Below are 18,864 nucleotides of genomic sequence, written 5' to 3'. Positions count from 1 at the left end.
CAAGAAGCAAGTGCTTTACAATCGTTATTACGAGCGGTTTGCCGAGTTCCGAATAGCCTGCAAAGAGTTTTTTGCGGAGCTGGATCTCTATGCGCCCCAACTGCGCACGCTGCTTGCTGAGAACTTCCAGATTATCGGTAATTGAGAACCGAAATCCTGCATTCGCTAGGTATACCTACAGGGCATTGCCGTTCATGCCCGATATCGCGGTCAAGGTGTCTGTCGTGCGCTTGTACTGGAAGTCGGAGAGATAGCAAAGAGAAATGCTCTGCCGACGTTGGCCTTGTGTGCTATCGAAGAGACGGGAAACGTTGCAATATTCGAAAAGCTAGGTTTTGAAATATCGAGCCGTGAAGTTGCGCCAAATCACGCCAGCCCTAGCGGCGGCCCAGTCACTCAGGTCGGGATGAAGCGGAAAGTTGCATGATCTGACTCCAATTCCGTATCCTCAAAACGACTCATCGGCAGATCCAGCACTAGCCGTACAAAGGGTCAATCAGGATACGTTGGAACGAAGCGAAGAAGGACAGCGGCCGTAGCCGCGCCTTCATTTGATGAGATCTCATCGAAGTTCGAGGCCGAAACCCTGGAGCGATCTATCCCCCCCTTCTCATACTGAGGTTGCAAATCCAGCATGCGTCCCAATGCTGCCTCAGAAGCACAGAAGCATGCATCGAGCGCTCGTATGCGCGCTCTCATACAGAGGAGGAAGACGGTGGAATACAACCAGAGCTTTGCCGTGGGAGAGGCCATCGTGCTCGTCGGATTTGTGGCCTGGCTCATCTACATCAACTCGTCGAGTTCGGGCAGCCATTCCAGCAGCGAGAGCAGCGATCGGTCCGAGCAGAAATCGGGAGGGGACGACTCGGATCGGACCTGAGCCTTCCAGGCGGCCGGGATCGGACGCCTCGGCGTCCAATGAAGGATCCTGATCCCCCGATCGCTGCCACCACCAGCCTCGAGACATCCGAAGACATTCATCAGCGAATGGTGTAATTCACTTGGATACTCGTCTGATCGATCACCAGGCGCTCCGCATGGATGGCGGGAGACGCCGATGGCAGAACCTCCCTCTCACCGTGACGCCCTGAGCCATGACCTGCACGAGGAGGCAGCCGCCTGAAAACCGGTAGGTTGGGCCGACGCAAGGAGGCCCAACATGCCTCGGCGCCTAAACTCTCGCGCCTTCGCTCCAACATCCAAACCAGCCGTTTCACGGCGATCGCGGCTTGCCCGGCACGGAACGGCGGGCCAGAATCCGCGCATGCTTCAGATCACCACCGCGATCCGTATCCCGGAATCCGAACTCTCCGAACGCTTCATCCGCTCCCCCGGACCGGGCGGGCAGAACGTCAACAAGGTCGCCACGGCCGTCCAGCTGAGCTTCGACGTCGCACGCTCGCCCTCGCTTCCGGAGGACGTGCGCCGGCGACTGAACGGGCTGGCCGGGCGGCGGATCGACGGGGATGGCGTCCTGACGATCGAGGCCCATCGCTTCCGTACCCGCGAGCGCAACCGCGAGGACGCCCGGGAGCGTCTGGCCGATCTGATCCGCCAGGCCGCGCACCGTCCCAAGCCGCGCATCGCCACCCGCCCCACCAGAGGCTCCAAGGAGCGTCGGCTGGCGTCCAAGAAGCTCCGCGCCCGCGTGAAGCAGACACGTTCCCGGCGGCCCACCGAGGACTAGCGGCTCAGCCCGCCGAGCCGCCGCAGCGGAACCTGTCCGTAGAAACGTTCGAGCTGGGCGTAGACTCGCGGATACTCCTTGAGGAGCAAACCGGGAATCTCGAAGAAGGCCTCGCTGACCACGGCGAAGAACTCGGCGGGCGATTCGGTCCCGTAGGGATCGATCGGCGTGTCCTCGCCCGAATCGGCGCGGCGGCAAAGGTCGGCATAGGCCTCCGCGAAGGCGCGCTTCCAGTCCGCCCCGGACATGCCCTTGTGCAGCGGCGGACAACCGTTGGTGCTGCCCGAGCGCCCGTCCAGCTTGTGTGCCAGCTCGTGGATGACGACGTTGTGGCCGTCCAGTTCGCCGTCCTGGCGGATGTCCTCCCAGGAGAGGATGACCGGCCCCAGATCCCAGGACTCACCGGCCTTGACCGTTCGATCCACCCAGACCACGCCGTCGTCGCCCATCATCTGGTGTTCGGGGACGAAGGCATCCGGATAGAGGATGACCGAGTACCAGCCGCCGTACCAGTCGAGCCCCAGCTCGAGCACGGGCAGCGCGGCCAGAAGGGCGATCCTGAGACGCATGGGATCCGTCAGAACGAGCCCCTGCACGGGCTCGAAGGTCTTGTCATCCAGGAAACCGAGCGCGAGCCGACGGAGCCTGGCGCACTGATCGTCGTCCAGCCCCTGGAGCTGCGGCAGCGATCGCCAGGCCTGCTCCCAGTCCTCCGCCGCAAATGGATCCTGCTCGCCGTGCCTGGTCAGAGACCGCCACCAATGCGCGAATCGCGCGAACTCGACCGACATCAGCGGCTGTCCTCGTCCGCACCGTCCGGCGCCAGCTCCATCCCGGCACCGATCTCGATCCAGTAGGGCTCGGCCCCGCAGGAACCGCAGCCCTCCCAAACGGCGACGTCTTCGTGCATGCTCCTAACAGACGTTTTCGGCTCGGACTCGACCCTGTATGTCTGACAGGTCGAGCGGAGATCCGGACATGCGGTCGTTGGAGCCCGATCGGCTGGAGGTCTTGGCTGGGTCATGAAGGTCATCCTATCGAATGCTGTCGCGGGAAAGACTACACCGCCTCTTGCAATGCCAGCGAGACTCTGTGGATTGGGTCGTTCCCGGACAATATCGACGACCGCCCAAGCCGACGCGGTTTCAGAAGCCGCCCATCGACGGCGTCCCGATCTGTTTCGGGACAGATCTTCTGAATAGAGCTATGTGATAGAACCGATCGTCTTCGGGCCGATCCCACATAAGACGAGGACGCACCCACCTCGGAAATTCAGACTGACACATAATTGACTCACATAGGTTATTCATGGAATTCTTCGCAGAAATTGATATTCAAGCTGTTACTGCAGAACAGGTTTGCGAATTGATCACGATCGCCCGCCTGCCCGAATTGTGCGCGTCAATTGACTCTGTCGTTTCTATCCAATCCGAAAGAATTGGAGAGATCTACTGCGTCTGGGGCCAATTTCAGGTTTCACGCGAAAGAATTCGAAATGGCGTACGCATAGCCTTGTTGAATTGCCCACACGCACTGGCTTGGACCGTCGCGGCTAAAACAGAGGAATCTGTCGTGGTGGTGCACTGCACGATCGATGATGCAGAAGCGGAAAACGAATTTATCGAATCCATTGAAGAGTTCGTAAACGATTGGAAGCAAGGTTTGACAAGAGTCTTACCGAAATACGCCTAAATCGAACTCGTAGATGAAAGTATCGCCGGCTTCCCTCCGGATCGCGTTAATATTCGCAGAGCAGTAGCCGATGCGGAACTGAATGAACTCACCGTTGATATGAACGGTAAAATCCCCGAACCAATGCACTGGTGCGCCGCACCCTCTGGGCCGAGGATAATGACAGCAACTCGCGGTTAGGCGCGATTCAGGCTTTGAATTGATGCATTACGATCGCTAATCGACTTGGACCAGACCGTCTCCGATGTTTTTTGATTCAAACGTTTTCATGCATTGTTTGCATCCCTTCAGAGACAGTGGGAGCGGTATCGGTTGCTATTTGCTTGACCAGATCATTGGAACTACGAATTTCTGCGGTCTTGGTTTACACTAGATCGCCGACTGTTTTTGTCAAAAAATATGCGTTTGCAGTGGCGGTATGGTTCTGATCGGCAATGAGCTGATCGGGGAGTACGAGAAGCTGACGCATTGATGGTGAAACGGTCCGGTTACTGGGGCCAGCTTGCCGGTTGGTTGGAAGGTGAATCATGGCAACCGCCATTGTCGAACTCGGAGACACTCGATGGAATCACATCCCCGGCGTCTGACATGGGTATCGGCCGTCCTGATCCAGGCGATTCTCGCGGGCACGGCTTGCGCCCAACCGCCGACCCTGGACGAGGATATGCCGACCCACATCGAGCGATACGCCTATCGCTGCGAGAGCGGTTCGACCCTCGTGAGTGCCTACGATCCGCAAACCGATACCATGCGGGTCCGCTATCGCGATCAGGTGTTGACGCTCGTACCCGTGCGTTCGGGCAGCGGCGCCAAGTTCGGCGGCCCAGACGTGCCTTGGGGCTGGTGGAGCAAGGGCACGGAGGGTTTTGTCTTCGGGTATGCCGCTGACGGGACGGATGACGAGATCCTGGATCGTTGCAGTGGCGGCGAGATCCTCGACGAGGGCGTCCCGGAGCCGTCCGAGCCGTAGCGGCAATGGAGCCAGACCCTGAATAGCGATTTCATCGCCTTGATGGACTGTACGGACTGCGGCGATGACATCGGCATGCTCATCGAATGCCATGGATGGGGCAGACCTGCGTCGGCCAGCATCTACTGGGCTGCGCTCGATACCGAGAATCGCACCACCGGTCCTCTGAGCTTCGAGGTCGCGGGAGAGGTCTTTCGGCGTACTGCGACGACTGTCCATTTCGGTCAGCTCGGCGAGGTCCCTCGCATGGATCTCGCCCCCTCCGATCCGCTGCTCGTCGCCATTCAGAAGGCATCGCATATGCGGGTGACCTTCGCCGATTCAGCCGTGAGGATCGGGCTTGGAGGATTCGCCTCGGCCTATGAGCGCTTCGACCATGCGTGCCCCTGGCGTGCCGATGCCGAGTCGTTCGGCGACCGCGAGGCGTTGTCGAATGAGGCTGCTCGGTGACACACGGAACGCCACGTGAACGAGGAGACCGGCCCTCTTCCATCTGACCTTCGGGGGTCCCGAAACCGATGCCGTCGCCTTCCAAGCGACCTGCGCCCACAGCGCTCCGCTGAACCGATCTAGAATCAGGAGAATCCAGCTTTAGGCATTCACCGCCTCAAGCATCAGTGGACTCTTGGCTGCGAGAGAGGTTGTGCATGAATCTCATCGATACTGCATCCGTTGAGCTTGATCTCCTTTTTTGGGTTCATCCCGACGGGCGCCTGCTCGATGCCAACGAGGCCGCCTGCCAGTCCCTGGGATACAGCCGGGAAGCGCTCAGGCAGATGTGCGTTTGGGACGTTGACCTCGACTTCTCTCGCGAACGCTGGTCCGAGCACTGGCGGGAACTGCGCCGTGCCGGGCATTTGCGATTTCTCACGCGCCACTGTCACCGCGACGGCTCGATCACCTCGGTCGAGATTTCCAGCCAGCATCTCGATCTCGATGGCTTCGAATGCAGTTGCGCGTTGGTCCGGCCGATGACGAGCGAGCGGCGGACCGCGCGGGCTCTACGGGAGAGCGAGGCACGAGTGGCGCTCGCGCTCGATGTCTCCGGTCAGGCGCTCTTTGAAATGGATTTGACGAGCGGCGATGTGGTGTTCGACGCGGCCCATGCGCGCATGCTCAAACGAGATCCGGACGCGCGGTCCGCGACCTTCGAGACTTGGAGCGGATGGCTGCATCCCGACGATCGCGATCTGGTATTGGGGCTCTACCAGGAGCTGGTTTCGGGCGAGCGCTCCGAGTATGAGGCCGACTTCTGCATCATGTCTGGATCTGGAGACTGGGTTTGGTTGCGTTCGGTGGGGCGCGTGGTCGAGTGGGATGACAGGCGAAACCCCCTTCGCATGCTCGGCACTCACTTGGATATCACCGGGCGAAAGAAGGCCGAGGAGGCTCTCAAGCTGACCCAGGTCGCTGTTGATCGGGCCGTCATCGGTATCACCTGGTTCGATGCCGATGGCAAGCTCTTTTATGCCAACGACGAGGCCTGCCGCTCGGTGGGCTTCAGTCGAGAAGAACTGCTTGGCTGCCAAGTCGATAAATTCGATCCGGACTTCCCTGTCGAACAGACAGCGGAGTTCTTACAGCGCCTGCGCGAAGCCGGCTCCCTCAGCTTCGAGTCCAGGCACCGGCGCAAGGATGGCTCCATTTTCCCTGTCGAGATCTTCAGCAATTTCATCTCGGTGGATGATAAGAACTACAACGTTGCCTTTGTCCGCGACATCACCAGCCGCAAGGACGCCGAAGCCAAGCTGCGCTATCACCTGAACTCCGAGAAGGCATTGGCCGATATCTCGGCCTTGATGATCAAACCTGGCTGGGACGACCTGGATGCACGCCTCGATTGGACACTGGAGCGTGTCGGCTCGCTCGCGGGCGCCGCGCGGGCCTTCCTCGTCGAAATGGCCCCGGATGGCCAAACAGCGAGTCGAGTCCATGAATGGTGCGCTGAGGGCGTCGCACCTCGGATTCGGGGTCTGCAAGATCTCCCTGTCGCCGACGACCGGGCCTTCCTCGGGAGTCTTGAGCGTGGCGAGGTGGCAATCGCCGAAGTGTTGTCGCCGGCCCAGGAAACGTCTGCCAAGGTGACACCGCTCGAGTCTGGCTCGCATCCGTTGATCTGTATCCCGCTGCGTTGGGGCGATCGCCTGCGCCGCTGTCTCGGTCTGGAGATGCCGGGACCGAATCCTGTCTGGTCCGACGAGGAGATCAGGCTGCCGCGCATGGTGGCCGAGATCGTCGCTCATAGCCTGCAGCGCTGTGAATCCGGGCTGGCCCTGCGAGCGCAGACCCACTTCCTGGAGAACCTGGATCGTATCTCGCGGATACTCACCCGCAGATCGCCCGACACCGATGTCTTGAAAGAGCTGGTCGATGCGATTCTGGACATCTTTCAGGTCGATCGAGCCTTTTTTCTGACGCCCTGCGATCCCGAGGCGACCGTCGCTCGGATCACTATGGAGGCCACCCGCAACGCCGACCCTGAGGCGTATGCGTCGGCACGGGAATTCCCTCTGGATGATGACTTTCGAGGGGTCATCCGCGCCGCTCTGGCACAAGACGCCCCCGTGATGATTGACTTCCACGCGTTATCGACTGCTGCCCGCGCCGAAGGGATCTGTAGCCAAATGGCTGTCGCGCTGCGTCCGCAAGCGGATCGGCCCTGGCTGCTGGGCATCCAGCAGTGCGAATCCCCGCGCGTCTGGACATCGGCCGAGCAGCGTCTGTTCCGAAGCATCGCCGAGCGAGTCGAGGAGGCGCTCAACAGTCAGCTCTTGCTCGCCCAGCTCAAGGAGAGCGAGGCGCGCTACCGTACCGTCTTCGATAACGCCTTCGACGCCATCATCGTGCACGATCCCCAAGGGGGGATTCTCGCGGTGAACCAGGCCATGCTCGATATGTTTCGACTGGAGCACCGTGACGCACTGGCGTGCGGTATCCCAGACCTTTCCGGTCCCGGGCAATCCTCGATACTGGCGCTCGATTATTGGGAGTCCGCAGTTCGGGGGGAGGGCCAGCGCTTCGAGTGGATCGCGAAGCGGCCAGTCGATGAAAGCCTCTTCCCCGTGGAGGTTACGCTGCGAGCGATCCGTTTCGGTGACGCGCAGGCCATCCTCGCCAATGTCAGCGATATCAGTGAGCGTAAGTGTGCCGATGAGGCGTTACGCCAAAGTGAAGAGCGCTTTTTCAAGGCCTTTCGTTGCAGTCCCGCGCCGACGACCATGACCAGTCTCAAAGAGCGCCGTCTGATCGACGTCAACGACCGTTGGGTGAGCGCGACAGGCTACACGCGCGAGGAGGCCTTAGGACGAACCCTCGTCGAGCTCGGGATTGTGACGGATACAGTGCTTCTTGCTTCCGCCTATGCGTTGTTCGAGCAATCAGGCTCCCTGCGCGACTTTCCGATTCCCGTCGTACTCAGAAGTGGCGAACCGCGCGACTATCTCTGGTCCGCGAATACCATCGAGCTGAGTGGCGAGATGGTGCGCATCTCCTACCTTCAGGACGTCACCGTGCGCAATCGGGCGGAGGCGGCGCTACGCCAGAGCGAGGAACGGTTCGCTAAGGCCTTTCAATTAAGTCCGGCGCCGATGCTGATCTCGAACCTCGCCGGGGGCCGGATTATCGATGCCAACGCGAGCTGGGCCAGCATGGTTGGCTCCCGGCGCGAGGATCTACTGGGTCGCACAACGCGAGAGGTTGGCTTCTGGGAGGATGCTTCATCGCGTGAGTATATCGTCTCGCAGTTGCGTGAGAACGGCCCGTTCAGGGATATGCCCTTTGTGATTATCGCCACCAATGGCGAGCGTCGCGAAATCCTCTGGTCCACCGAGATCGTCATGCTTGGCGATGAGGAAGTCTTACTGTCCTCAGTGCACGATCTCACAACGCAGAAGCGCGCGGAGAGGGCCTTGCAGGAGAGTGAGGCGCGACTGCGCGCGGCCATCGAGAGCATCCCGTTCGACTTTTTCGTGCTCGATGCCGAGAGTCGCTTCGTGCTGCAGAATTCGGCTTCGCAGGTGCGATGGGGGGATCTTGTTGGTACCTGCTCCGCGCAGGCAGCGGCTAGCCGAACCATCTCTGCCGGCTTGGAAGCCATGCTTAGTCGGGCGATCGCGGGCGTGCTTGTCGATCAAGAGACCCGCATGGCAACTGGCGAGGAGGAACGCTATTTCCGCAATGTGATTGCCCCGGTCAGGGATGATGCGGTGCGTGGGGTCGTCGGCCTCAGTATGGATATTACCGAGAGCCGCCGGGCCGAGGCAGAGCTGCGCCAGTATCGCGAGCATCTGGAAGAGCTTGTGCAAGAGCGCACCGAGGCCCTGAAGCACGCGATGAGTCAACTGGTGCAGTCGGAGAAGCTGGCGGCCTTGGGGCATCTGGTGGCTGGAGTTGCGCACGAGCTCAATACGCCGCTCGGTAACGCCCGAATGATTGCGAGCACCCTGAGCGATCAGGTTCAAGAGCTTGCCAATGCGCTGGATTCCGGAGCAATGCGTCGCTCGCAGCTCGTTGACTTCTTAAACCAGAGCCGAGAAGCGGTCGATTTGCTCGAGCGCAACACCATCCGAGCTGCGGATCTCATCGGGCACTTCAAGGAGGTCGCGGTCGACCAGACGAGCATGCGTCGCCGCCGCTTCAACGTGCTGGAGACGGTAAACGAGGTGCTCGTGACCATGCGGCCGACCCTAAAACGCACGGCCCATTGCATCGAGCTGGATATCGCGTCAGACCTGGAGCTGGACAGCTATCCCGGCCCGCTAGAGCAGGTGATCACGAACCTCATTGCCAACTCCCTGACCCACGGCCTTGCCGGGATCGAGCATGGCCTGATCCAGATTCGGGGGTGTGCGGATGACTCCAACGCCATACAGCTCATCTATCAGGACAATGGTGTCGGTATCCCGCCGGAACAGCAGGAACGCATCTTCGAGCCCTTCTTCACCACCCGACTGGGACAAGGGGGTAGTGGCCTCGGACTCTATATCGTCTACAACCTGGTGAACGGCGTGCTCGGCGGCAGCGTCAGGGTCTCCAGCCAGGTGGGTGCAGGCGCGACCTTCAGCATGCGCCTGCCCCGCGATGCACCCGATCCTAGGTCGTCGCGCCTGGACTCGTATCCGTGAATGGTTGCGTCTGCATCAGCGTCGATTTTCGTTCGGCGGATGACTTAGCATAGGGTACGCTCGTCACATCCCGCAGGTTGATCGATCATCACGCTCGCAATACGTATATCCCGGATACTCCGACCATGTTCCGTATTCTCAAACAAGCGCTGACCCCTGGCGTCGTCACCGAGCCGGTTTCGGATCCCACGGATGCCGAGCTGGAGCGCATCGGTGTCGAGCTACGTCGGCGCATCGATGCCCGCTTCGGGCACAGTCTGGCGATTCGTCAGGTGGATGCCGGCTCCTGCAATGGCTGCGAGCTGGAGATCCATGCGCTCAACAATCCCTATCACGACGTCGAGCGGTTCGGCGTTCATTTCGTCGCCTCGCCCCGTCATGCCGATGTCCTGCTGGTGACCGGCCCGGTCTCGCGTCATATGGAGACCGCGCTGCGCCGCACCTGGCGCGCGACGCCCGCGCCTAAATTCGTGATCGCGGCCGGAGACTGCGCCTGCACCGGAGGCGAATTCGGGGTCTCCTACGCAAGCTGCGGGGCGGTGGAGAATGTCGTTCCGGTGGACGTGAAGATCCCGGGATGTCCGCCCACGCCGGTGGAGTTGCTCCAGGGGTTGCTGGCGGCACTGCGAGAAGGATCGGCATGAGCGAATCGCCGGGCATTTCCATATTGATGTACCACCAGGTCGGCGCGTTCGCGCCGATGGCTGCGCATCGGGCGAACTATTGCGACCATCGTCAGTTCGCGCATCAAATGGGATTCCTGGACCTGCTCGGCTATTCGGTGCTGGGGCTGGACGAGGCGCTGGCCTGTCTGAGCGGGGAGCGTCCCACGCCGCCCAGGGCGGTGGTGCTCACCTTCGACGACGCCTACGACAACTTCGCCGATCATGCCCTGCCGGTGCTGCAGCGCCACGGTTTTCCGTCTGTGCTCTATGCCATCGGCGGCTGGCTTGGGCGCTCGGCCGAGTGGTTCGGCAAGGATCCAGGTCGGCCCATCCCGACCCTGATGAGCGGCGAACGGCTGCGGGCCATGCGTGCTGCCGGTGTTACCGTTGGCTCGCATACGCTCGAGCATGTGAAGCTCGCCGAGGTCGGCCGGGAGACCAAGATGCGCGAGCTGTCCGAGAGCCGGTCGGTGCTGGAGGACGTCCTCGGCGAGCCGGTCGAGCATCTCTGCTATCCCTTCGGCAGCTTCGATCGGGAGACGGTTGAGCTGGCCGCCGAGGCGGGCTATCGTAGCGCCACCACCTGTCTGCGCGGCGCCGCCACGGCGCTCGACCATCCGCTGGTTCTGCCGCGCAAGGCCATCTCCTACGGCGACAATCTGATCGGCTATTGGTGGAAGCTCGCCATCAAAAATGCGCCCAAGCCGGCGTTGGCCGAATGGCGCGCCACGCTCTCCCGTGGGTAGCCTGGATGGAGTGCAGCGGAATTCAGGGTTGGTGGGATTCTTCAGCGTATCGGGGTAACGCGAGGTTTGGCCTGTTCTGGTCAGAGTGCTTGGCCGCGAGCTAGACTAATTCCATTGCCCCGCAAGAATCCTGCCGTCTTGAACACCATACCCGTCTCTGCCTTTCCCGATTTCTCCCGTGCTCGCGTCCTGGTGGCGGGCGATCTGATGCTCGATCGATACTGGACTGGGGCGACGCGGCGCATCTCGCCCGAGGCCCCCGTGCCCGTGGTGCACGTGGATCGGGTCGAGGATCGGCCGGGCGGGGCGGCGAACGTGGCGCTCAATCTGGCGGCGCTGGGTGTGCGGACCCTGCTGATAGGCGTCACTGGGGCGGACGAGGCGGCCGACATCCTGGCCGAGCGGCTCGCCGACCAATCCATCGAGACTCGGCTGCATCGGCGTGCGGATCTGCCGACCATCACCAAGCTGCGGGTGTTGAGTCACCATCAGCAGCTGATCCGGCTTGATTTCGAGCAGTCGCTAACCCCGCTCGGCGAGGATCCTCTGCCATCGATGATCGAGGCGGCGCTGGCGGATGCGGATCTGCTGCTTCTATCCGACTACGCCAAGGGCACCCTGTCCGATCCCCAGTTGCTGATCCGGCTGGCGCGCGAGCTGGACAAGCCGGTCCTGGTCGATCCAAAGGGGCGCGATTTCGTCCGTTATCGGGGTGCGACCCTGTTGACGCCGAACCGAGGGGAACTAGAGGAGGTCGTGGGTGTCTGTGGCGACGATGCCGTTTTGGTCGAGCGGGCGCGCAATCTGCGCGACGAACTGGATCTGGACGCCATGCTGGTGACGCTCGGTGAGCGTGGGATGCTGCTGGTGCGCGCCGATGCCGAGGCGCTGCATCTGCCGACCCAGGCGCGCGAGGTGTTCGACGTGACCGGCGCGGGCGATACGGTGATCGCGACTCTGGCCGCAGCGCTGGCGGCCGGGGTCGGGATCGAGGAATCCTGCGCACTGGCCAATTGCGCCGCCGGGCTCGCGGTCGGCAAACTGGGCACGGCGACCGTTGGGGCGCGAGAGCTGGAGCGCGCCTATCTGGGTGCCGAGTGGCACGCCATTCTCGATCAGGAGGCATTGGTCGCGGCGGCGGTCGAGGCACAGGCGCGCGGCGAACGTCTGGTCATGACCAACGGCTGTTTCGATATCCTCCATGAGGGCCATGTCGCCTATCTGCAGCAGGCCCGGCGGATGGGCGATCGGCTCATCGTCGCGGTCAATGACGACGATTCGGTGCGGCGTCTCAAGGGTGATGGCCGGCCGATCAACGGGGTCGAGCAACGCATGGCAGTGCTGGCCGGTTTGGCCTCTGTGGATTGGGTGTGCGCCTTCAGCGAGGACACCCCTGAATCGCTCATCTGTCGGGTCAAGCCGGATCTGCTGGTCAAGGGTGGGGACTATCGCCCCGATCAGATCGCCGGCGCCGAGTGCGTCCGGGCCAATGGCGGCGAGGTGCGGGTCTTTGACTTTCTTCCGGGGCGTTCGACCAGCCGTATCATCGGGGCGATCCGCGACAGCTGATTTTCTGGTCGACTCATGCCCTTTAGGCGATGCGGTAGGCCTGGTTCTCCGCTCCGAATCCCATTCGATAGGAACGCAACATGAATCCCTTCGTGGCCTTGAAGGTCTCCCACCGGCTGTATCTGATCTATGCCATCGTCATCGTCTTCGTGCTGGGAATGTACGGCGCCGTGGTGTTCTCCATCGGCGGACTCGAACGTATGGCTCACGAGGTGTTCGACCAGGCGGCCCAGGTCGATGGGCAGGCGCGTGAGATGCTGGCCGAATTCGATCGGCTTCTTGGTCTGTTGAATACGGCCATGCCCGTCTTCGTGTTGCTGCTGACACTGGCACTGTTCGCGATCGTGCGCTCGATTACCCGGCCGTTGCATGAGTTGGGCGCTGTGCTGGGCGATCTCGCCAAGGGCGGCGGGAGCATGCCCGATTCTCTGGAAGTGCACGATCAGCACGAACTGGGTCAGGTGGCCCGTGCGCTGGAGTCCTTCACGGCGGGCATTCGGGGCGTCGTTCGGCGTGTTCATGGTCACAGCGCCGAGGCGGTCGACACGGTTTTCCATCTGGAGGTCGAGTCGCGCGAGGCGCTGGTGCGGGTGGAGCAGTCGGCCGACCGCATGAACGGCATGGCGGCGGCGACCGAGCAGATGACGATGACGACCGCGAGCATCGCCCAAAGCTGCAGCAACGCGGCCGAGCGTTCGCGCCAGGCGAGCCAGAACGCCGAGCAGGGGGCGGAGGTGGTTCGGGAGACGGTCGATACCATGCAGAACATCGCAGCGCGCGTGCGCGATTCGGCAGGGGTGGTGGAGGGTCTGGGGGTGCGCTCCCATCAGATCGGCACCATCGTCGGCACCATCAAGGAGATCGCGGATCAGACCAATCTCCTGGCGCTGAACGCGGCGATCGAGGCGGCGCGCGCGGGCGAGGTGGGGCGCGGATTTGCGGTCGTGGCGGACGAGGTGCGTGCCTTGGCGAATCGCACCAACCGGGCGACCCAGGAGATCGGCGAAATGATCCAGTCGATCCAGGCGGAGACGGCCACCGCTGTGGATTCCATGCAGCAGGGGTTGAGCGAGGCCGAGCAGGGCTCGGATGCTGCGGCGCGCTCAGGCGCCGCGTTGAGCGACATCCTCGACGGGGCGCGGGCGGTCAACTCAGAGATCGATCAGATCGCCGCTGCTGCCGAGGAACTCGCCGTGACCAACAGCGAGGTCGCCCGCGACATCGCCCAGATCAATGCGCTGACTCAGGAGTCGTTGCACCAATCGCGCCGCGCCGAGGAGACGGCGGGGCGCCTGATGGGGATCTTCCAGGAACTGCAAGGGGCGTTGGGCCGTTTCCGCTGCGAAAACGATCTGGACAGCATCGTCCACAAGGCCAAGATCGCCCATATGCTGTTCGTGCGTCGCATCAAACTGCACCAGATGGGGCAGGAGCAGCTCGATGCCGGCGCGCTGCCCGATCATCGGCATTGTGAATTCGGTCTCTGGTACAAGGGGGCGGGGCAGGCGAAGTTCGCCGACAACCAGTCGTTCCAGGAACTCGATGGTCATCACCAGCGGGTGCATGAATTGGGCAAGCAGGTCGTAAAGGCACACGATGCGGCCAATCAGGTCCAAGCAAACGCGTTTTATGAGCAGATGATCGGCGAATCCGTGCAGCTTCAGGGGCTGCTCGACCGGTTGGCTGCTTGATGAATGAGCGCACCGATGGGAAACGGGGATTGAGAATCGCGACGCGGGGTCTCTATACCCTGATCCTACGGCTGGCGCTTCCGCTGGCGGTGCTGCGGCTCTATTGGCGCAGCATCAAGGCGCCGGGCTATCGCAGACGTGTCGGCGAGCGACTGGTCCTGGGGGCACATGCGCCCAAGGCCGGCATCTGGATTCATGCCGTTTCGGTAGGCGAGGTTCAGGCGGCGGGGCTCTTGATTCGCCAGTTGCTCGAACGGGTTCGCGATGAGGGGATCCTGGTCACCACCACCACGCCCACCGGCGCGGCACGGCTCGGTGAACTGTTCGGAGACGGCGTCGCGCACCGCTACATGCCCTACGATCTGCCTGGAATCGTCGGGCGCTTTCTCGACCAGGTTCGTCCACGTCTGCTGATCGTGATGGAGACCGAGATCTGGCCCAACCTGCTGGAGGCTTGCGAGCGACGCGGTATTCCGGTCGTGCTCGCAAATGCCCGTCTATCGGCGCGCTCGGCTCGGGGCTATGCGCGCGTGCCCGAGTTCACCCGCGAGACACTGCAGCGCTTCACCCGGATCGCGGCCCAGAGCCAAGCCGATGCGGATCGTCTGATCGAGCTCGGAGCGGTGGGCGAGCGGGTTCGGGTCACCGGAAGCATCAAATTCGATCTGCGCCAGCCCGCCAGTCAGCGCGACTGTGCCGAGGCGATGAGACGCTTGTGGGGGCAGCGTCCGGTGTGGGTGGCGGCCAGCACGCACGAAGGGGAGGAGGCGTTGCTGCTGCAGGCCCATCGTCGTCTGCTGGAGCGGCTGCCCCAGGCGCTCTTGGTGCTGGTGCCGCGTCATCCTGAGCGTTTCGAGCGCGTCGCCGCCCTGGTCGAGCGCCAGGGGCTGGCTCTGGTCCGGCGCAGCCATCAGGACGTCTGCGGCGACGGAATCTCGGTCTTCCTCGGTGACACCATGGGCGAGCTACCCGCCTTCCTCGCGGCGGGCGATGTCGCCTTCATCGGCGGCAGTCTGGTCGCGGTCGGGGGGCACAATCTGCTGGAGGCTGCGGCCTGGGGCGTGCCCATCCTGGTCGGACCCCATACCTTCAATTTCGCGGCCATCACCGAGATGATGCTGGAGGCGGGCGGCGCGGCGCGGGTCGCCGATGCCGAGGCGCTCGCCGAGCGGCTTGGAGTCTGGTTGACCGATGCGGCCCTGCGCGCCGAGGTCGGCGCGCAGGGTCAGGCTGTGGTCGAGCGCAATCGGGGGGCGTTGGAGCGTCTGCTGGGCGTAATCGACGAGGCGCTGGCGAGTCAAGCTGCCAGCTAACAGCCTCCAGCTACCAGCTCGTTGCACGCAGACCCCCGAGCTTCGAGTCAGGCATGTCTGTTCTCGATGGCTCGGGAAGGGGTCGAGAGGCGACAACCTCGGCAAAGCAACCGCTGAGGGCTGGGCGCTGGCGGCTGGAAGCCTTTACTTGAACAACGACCAGACGTCGCGGAACTGGGCGTCGGTCGAGTCGCCGATCCATTCGAAACCGACCGACTCGGTGCAGACGACCTGGATGCCGCTGTGGCGCATGCGCTGGAGCACATTCTGCTTGTAGAAGGCCTTGCGCGAGATGATGGCGTCTTCCGGGACGAAGACCTGGTAGCCCCAGCGCTGGAGTCCTGAGACGGTCTGCGAGATGCAGATATGCGCCTCCATGCCGACCACGACCAGCTGCCGACGCTCGGGATGCGAGGAGATGTTGCGCTCGAAGCCCGGTGCCGTGCAGCAGGAGAAGGCGGTCTTTTCGGTCGGATCCGCCGTCTCGGGCATATTGTCGCGGATGTCCTTGATGATCGGACCGAGTCCCTTGGAGTTGTGCTGGGTCGCGAAGACCGGAATCTCCAGAATCTTGGCGGCCGTCACCAAGCGATTGATGTTGTCGACGACGCCTTCCAGTTCGTCCTTGTCCATGGCGGCGGCGAGCCGCTCCTGGGCGTCGATGATGAGTAGCTGCGAGGATGCCCGCTGGCACAGCGGCATCTGGGCCTGATTGATGCTCATGTCGTATGTCCTCCGACGTTTACTTCTTTTTTATCCCCTGAGCGAGGGGTCGGAGGAGTGTGCGCTATTAGTTAGGCAAAGATCAAGAATTGATCTAGGTAATGCTTGATGGAGCGATTGCGAGCCGCCGAACCCTTTTGATGGGCTCGGCGGTATCCGGGAGGTCGTGGTCAGAACGCGAATCCAGCGGGCTCGGCGACGTTGCGGAGCGCAGGCACGCTGGTTTCGAACAGCGGCTGGCGGCGGAAATCTCTCTTGGAGAGTCGCGTGATCAGGGTGGCCTGCATCAGCGGATCCTCGCCGATGACGCAAAACAGCCGTCCGCCGATCGCGAGTTGCCCCTTGAGCATGTCGAGCGATGCGTCGGTCGGCATGGAGCCGGTTACGGCGATCGCCTCGAAGGGGGCGTCTGCGGCCGGACCAGCCAGGCCGTCGGCCTCGCGGATCTCGATGCGTTCGAACTTGAGCGCCGCCAGCCGCTGGCGGGCCTCGGCGGCGAGGGTCGCATCGATCTCCAGGCTGAATACGCGCGCGCCGAGCCAGCTCAGACAGGCGCTGACATAGCCGCTGCCGGTGCCGATCTCCAACACCTTGTCGCCCGGTTTCACTGCCAGCGCTTGCAGTAGATGCCCAACGATCCTGGGGGCCAGCATGCTGGCCGCAGAGCCGATGGGGATTTCGATATCCGAGTAGGCCAGACCGAGATAGGCATCCGGAACGAACGGTTCGCGCGGTATCTCCGTCATCGCCTCCAGTGCACGATCATCCAGAACACCCCAGGGGCGGATCTGTTGCTGGATCATGTTGAAACGCGCGAGCTCGATACTTTCTTCCATCTCGAACGGGTCCCCCGATGAGTCGGTTTTGCTAGGCGGTGAACGAGCTTAATAAGTTTGCCGGGGATCGGCAACCAGCCGGCTCCCGTCTGTGGGAATGGTGCTCACTCGGCGACCTGTACATATCCCTGGCTGCGCACGCCCTGGAGCATGGCGTCGACTTCGTCGGTCGAGACGCCGAGCATCTGCAGCGCCTCGGCACCGAGACGCAGGCTGCTTTCGATCGCCTCGGGATAGACGCGGGAGGCGCCGGCACGCAGCAGGTTGCCGCAGGCCTCTAGGTCGCGAGCGCGCGCGATGACAGGGACCCGGGGGAAGGCGGTGCGGATGTGCGAGACCGCTCGTAGCGCGGTGGGTCCGTGATCGATGGTGAGGATCACCAGTGTGGCGCTTCCGACCTGAGCGGCTCTCAAAAGCTCCAGATCGCCGATGTTGCCGTAGAAAACGGCGCGGCCGTCGCGTACGCCCCGTTCGACGTTCGTTGGGTTGGTGTCGAAGGCGATGAAGGGAATCTTGTTGACCTCCAGCAAGGTGGCGACGGTGTGTCCGACCCGGCCGTAGCCGCCGATGACGACGCGTCCCTTGGGCTGAATGCCGGTCTTTTCGTAAGTGAAGTCGACCGGGGCGTTTTTGCGCCGCTCGGCGCGGCGTGCCAGGGCGTCTCCGAGTTTGACCAACAATGGGGTCAGCATCATGCTCACCGAGATGACGCCAACCGCGATCACGAAGGTGTGCGAGTCGATGATACCGAGCGTCTTGGCGAAGCCAAAAAGCACGAAGCCGAACTCGCCATTCTGGGCGAGCAGGAAGGCCACTCGGGTCGCGACTCCGCGCGGTAGACCGAAGAGGCGGGCGATGCCGAAGAGGACGGCGAGCTTGATCGCCAGGATCACCAGGACATGCTGGGCCATCAGCCAGGGCTCGTCGGCGATGGCCGGCAGGTCGATCGACATGCCAACGGAGACGAAAAAAAGGCTCATCAGCAGGCCTTTGAAGGGCTCGATGTGGGCCTGGATCTGGAAACTGAAGCGCGAGGTCGAGAGCAGCATGCCCATCATAAAGGCGCCCAGGGCCATGGATAGTCCGGCCTGATGCATGGCCCATGCGGCGAGAAAGACCGCCAGCATGACGACCAGTGCGAATGCCTCGCGGTTGCTCTGGCGCAGCAGTCGCTCGAGCGCGAAGGGCACCACATAGCGTCCGAAGACGATGACCAGAGCGAGCATGCCGACTACGTTCAGTGCCTGTTCGGCGAACGGTAGGGAGGTGGTGGTTCCCAAGTCGGAGAGCAGCGGCACGATGGCCAGCATGGGGACCACGGCCAGGTCCTGCATCAGCAGCACGGCGAAGGTGGCGTTGCCGTGACGGGTTGCGAGATCGCCGCGCTCGTGGAGCAGTTGCATCACCAACGCCGTCGATGAGAGCGCCAGGGTCAGCCCGATCAGGAGCGCGACCCGCCAGGATGGCTCGTAGATGGAGACGTAGGCCGAGATCGCCAGACCGCTCAGCAGGATCTGAATGGTCCCAAGCCCGAACACCTCGCGGCGCAGCGCCCAGAGTCGCTTGGGCTGCATCTCCAGTCCGATCATGAAGAGCAGCAGGACGACGCCGAGTTCGGTGAAGTTGCGCACGTCGTCGACGTGCGCCGTGACGTAGGGGCCTGGCGAATGGGGACCAACGACGATGCCGGCCACCAGCAGTCCGAGGATCGACCCCAGCCCGAGATGTTTGAAGAGTGCAACCGAGATGGCGGCTGCCGAGAGCAGCACGATAGCCGAGAAGACGAAGCTGCTGAGTTCCATGGTCGCTACTCTATATCAATAGCGCCGACCGAGGGTTGCGCACTGGG

The 18,864-nt window shown here is 62.5% G+C and carries 16 protein-coding genes; 12 read left to right on the top strand and 4 right to left on the bottom strand.

Translation table 11 applies throughout. The features are described 5' to 3' along the window. Positions 1 to 184: 184 nt before the first annotated feature. The 3 genes from THIDRDRAFT_RS27370 (at position 185) to arfB (ending at position 1,687) form a co-directional block, all read left to right on the top strand. Positions 185 to 427, top strand: a complete 243-nt coding sequence (locus tag THIDRDRAFT_RS27370) for a GNAT family N-acetyltransferase (protein WP_086009940.1) — start codon at positions 185 to 187, stop codon at positions 425 to 427. 288 nt (positions 428 to 715) lie between these two features. Beyond that, entirely contained in the window at positions 716 to 880 is a 165-nt protein-coding gene (locus THIDRDRAFT_RS26255) for a hypothetical protein (protein ID WP_007042597.1), read from the top strand. Positions 881 to 1,264: 384 nt separating this feature from the next. After that, positions 1,265 to 1,687: an alternative ribosome rescue aminoacyl-tRNA hydrolase ArfB gene (gene arfB, locus THIDRDRAFT_RS19315; protein WP_040845492.1), complete on the top strand. Its 423-nt coding sequence runs from the start codon at positions 1,265 to 1,267 to the stop codon at positions 1,685 to 1,687. On the opposite strand, the gene THIDRDRAFT_RS19310 is transcribed toward arfB, so the two are convergent. After that, the gene (locus THIDRDRAFT_RS19310; protein ID WP_007042595.1) at positions 1,684 to 2,478 is read right to left on the bottom strand and encodes a M90 family metallopeptidase; all 795 of its coding nucleotides are present in this window, start codon (positions 2,476 to 2,478) and stop codon (positions 1,684 to 1,686) included. The genes arfB and THIDRDRAFT_RS19310 overlap by 4 nt on opposite strands. A 517-nt stretch (positions 2,479 to 2,995) precedes the next feature. On the opposite strand from THIDRDRAFT_RS19310, the gene THIDRDRAFT_RS19305 reads away from it, so the two are divergent. From THIDRDRAFT_RS19305 to waaA, 9 genes are all read left to right on the top strand, one after another. Further along, positions 2,996 to 3,379, top strand: coding sequence for a hypothetical protein (locus THIDRDRAFT_RS19305; protein WP_040845490.1), 384 nt, complete (start codon positions 2,996 to 2,998; stop codon positions 3,377 to 3,379). A gap of 562 nt (positions 3,380 to 3,941) precedes the next feature. Continuing rightward, a complete protein-coding gene (locus THIDRDRAFT_RS19300; protein WP_007042593.1) occupies positions 3,942 to 4,349 on the top strand; it encodes an MliC family protein in 408 nt (135 codons plus the stop codon). Positions 4,350 to 4,388: 39 nt separating this feature from the next. Further along, positions 4,389 to 4,799, top strand: a complete 411-nt coding sequence (locus THIDRDRAFT_RS19295) for a hypothetical protein (RefSeq protein ID WP_139058822.1) — start codon at positions 4,389 to 4,391, stop codon at positions 4,797 to 4,799. Positions 4,800 to 4,996: 197 nt separating this feature from the next. Beyond that, positions 4,997 to 9,472, top strand: coding sequence for a PAS domain S-box protein (locus tag THIDRDRAFT_RS24090; RefSeq protein WP_007042591.1), 4,476 nt, complete (start codon positions 4,997 to 4,999; stop codon positions 9,470 to 9,472). A 125-nt stretch (positions 9,473 to 9,597) separates the two neighbouring features. Then, entirely contained in the window at positions 9,598 to 10,116 is a 519-nt protein-coding gene (locus THIDRDRAFT_RS19285) for an NADH-quinone oxidoreductase subunit B family protein (protein WP_007042590.1), read from the top strand. Beyond that, entirely contained in the window at positions 10,113 to 10,883 is a 771-nt protein-coding gene (locus THIDRDRAFT_RS19280; RefSeq protein ID WP_007042589.1) for a polysaccharide deacetylase family protein, read from the top strand. Before THIDRDRAFT_RS19285 ends, THIDRDRAFT_RS19280 begins: the two co-directional genes overlap by 4 nt. Before the next feature lie 147 nt (positions 10,884 to 11,030). Beyond that, entirely contained in the window at positions 11,031 to 12,452 is a 1,422-nt protein-coding gene (gene hldE, locus THIDRDRAFT_RS19275; protein WP_040845500.1) for a bifunctional D-glycero-beta-D-manno-heptose-7-phosphate kinase/D-glycero-beta-D-manno-heptose 1-phosphate adenylyltransferase HldE, read from the top strand. Between the two features lie 80 nt (positions 12,453 to 12,532). Next, the gene (locus tag THIDRDRAFT_RS19270) at positions 12,533 to 14,143 is read left to right on the top strand and encodes a methyl-accepting chemotaxis protein (protein WP_007042587.1); all 1,611 of its coding nucleotides are present in this window, start codon (positions 12,533 to 12,535) and stop codon (positions 14,141 to 14,143) included. Continuing rightward, on the top strand, positions 14,143 to 15,456 hold the full coding sequence (gene waaA, locus THIDRDRAFT_RS19265) for a lipid IV(A) 3-deoxy-D-manno-octulosonic acid transferase (RefSeq protein ID WP_007042586.1): 1,314 nt from the start codon (positions 14,143 to 14,145) through the stop codon (positions 15,454 to 15,456). The genes THIDRDRAFT_RS19270 and waaA overlap by 1 nt, the downstream gene beginning before the upstream one ends. Positions 15,457 to 15,600: 144 nt before the next feature. Here waaA and THIDRDRAFT_RS19260 read toward each other — a convergent pair whose 3' ends face one another. From THIDRDRAFT_RS19260 to THIDRDRAFT_RS19250, 3 genes are all read right to left on the bottom strand, one after another. Then, complete coding sequence (locus THIDRDRAFT_RS19260; RefSeq protein ID WP_007042585.1) at positions 15,601 to 16,179, bottom strand: isochorismatase family protein; 579 nt, start codon at positions 16,177 to 16,179, stop codon at positions 15,601 to 15,603. 170 nt (positions 16,180 to 16,349) lie between these two features. Continuing rightward, entirely contained in the window at positions 16,350 to 17,015 is a 666-nt protein-coding gene (locus THIDRDRAFT_RS19255) for a protein-L-isoaspartate O-methyltransferase family protein (protein ID WP_007042584.1), read from the bottom strand. A gap of 104 nt (positions 17,016 to 17,119) precedes the next feature. Then, positions 17,120 to 18,817, bottom strand: coding sequence for a cation:proton antiporter domain-containing protein (locus THIDRDRAFT_RS19250; protein WP_007042583.1), 1,698 nt, complete (start codon positions 18,815 to 18,817; stop codon positions 17,120 to 17,122). Positions 18,818 to 18,864 lie beyond the last annotated feature (47 nt).

It is taken from the genome of Thiorhodococcus drewsii AZ1 (assembly GCF_000224065.1).
GTDB lineage: Bacteria > Pseudomonadota > Gammaproteobacteria > Chromatiales > Chromatiaceae > Imhoffiella > Imhoffiella drewsii.
Note: the sequence above shows the minus strand (reverse complement) of the source record. Positions and strands in the feature narration are given on the sequence as shown.

Coding starts and splice junctions, on each gene's coding strand:
- waaA (WP_007042586.1), top strand. CDS start 14,143: ATGAATGAGCGCACCGATGGGAAACGGGGATTGAGAATCGCGACGCGG.
- THIDRDRAFT_RS19280 (WP_007042589.1), top strand. CDS start 10,113: ATGAGCGAATCGCCGGGCATTTCCATATTGATGTACCACCAGGTCGGC.
- arfB (WP_040845492.1), top strand. CDS start 1,265: ATGCTTCAGATCACCACCGCGATCCGTATCCCGGAATCCGAACTCTCC.
- THIDRDRAFT_RS19305 (WP_040845490.1), top strand. CDS start 2,996: ATGGAATTCTTCGCAGAAATTGATATTCAAGCTGTTACTGCAGAACAG.
- THIDRDRAFT_RS19260 (WP_007042585.1), bottom strand. CDS start 16,179: ATGAGCATCAATCAGGCCCAGATGCCGCTGTGCCAGCGGGCATCCTCG.
- THIDRDRAFT_RS19270 (WP_007042587.1), top strand. CDS start 12,533: ATGAATCCCTTCGTGGCCTTGAAGGTCTCCCACCGGCTGTATCTGATC.
- THIDRDRAFT_RS19285 (WP_007042590.1), top strand. CDS start 9,598: ATGTTCCGTATTCTCAAACAAGCGCTGACCCCTGGCGTCGTCACCGAG.
- THIDRDRAFT_RS19250 (WP_007042583.1), bottom strand. CDS start 18,817: ATGGAACTCAGCAGCTTCGTCTTCTCGGCTATCGTGCTGCTCTCGGCA.
- THIDRDRAFT_RS19310 (WP_007042595.1), bottom strand. CDS start 2,478: ATGTCGGTCGAGTTCGCGCGATTCGCGCATTGGTGGCGGTCTCTGACC.
- THIDRDRAFT_RS19300 (WP_007042593.1), top strand. CDS start 3,942: ATGGAATCACATCCCCGGCGTCTGACATGGGTATCGGCCGTCCTGATC.
- THIDRDRAFT_RS24090 (WP_007042591.1), top strand. CDS start 4,997: ATGAATCTCATCGATACTGCATCCGTTGAGCTTGATCTCCTTTTTTGG.
- THIDRDRAFT_RS19255 (WP_007042584.1), bottom strand. CDS start 17,015: ATGGAAGAAAGTATCGAGCTCGCGCGTTTCAACATGATCCAGCAACAG.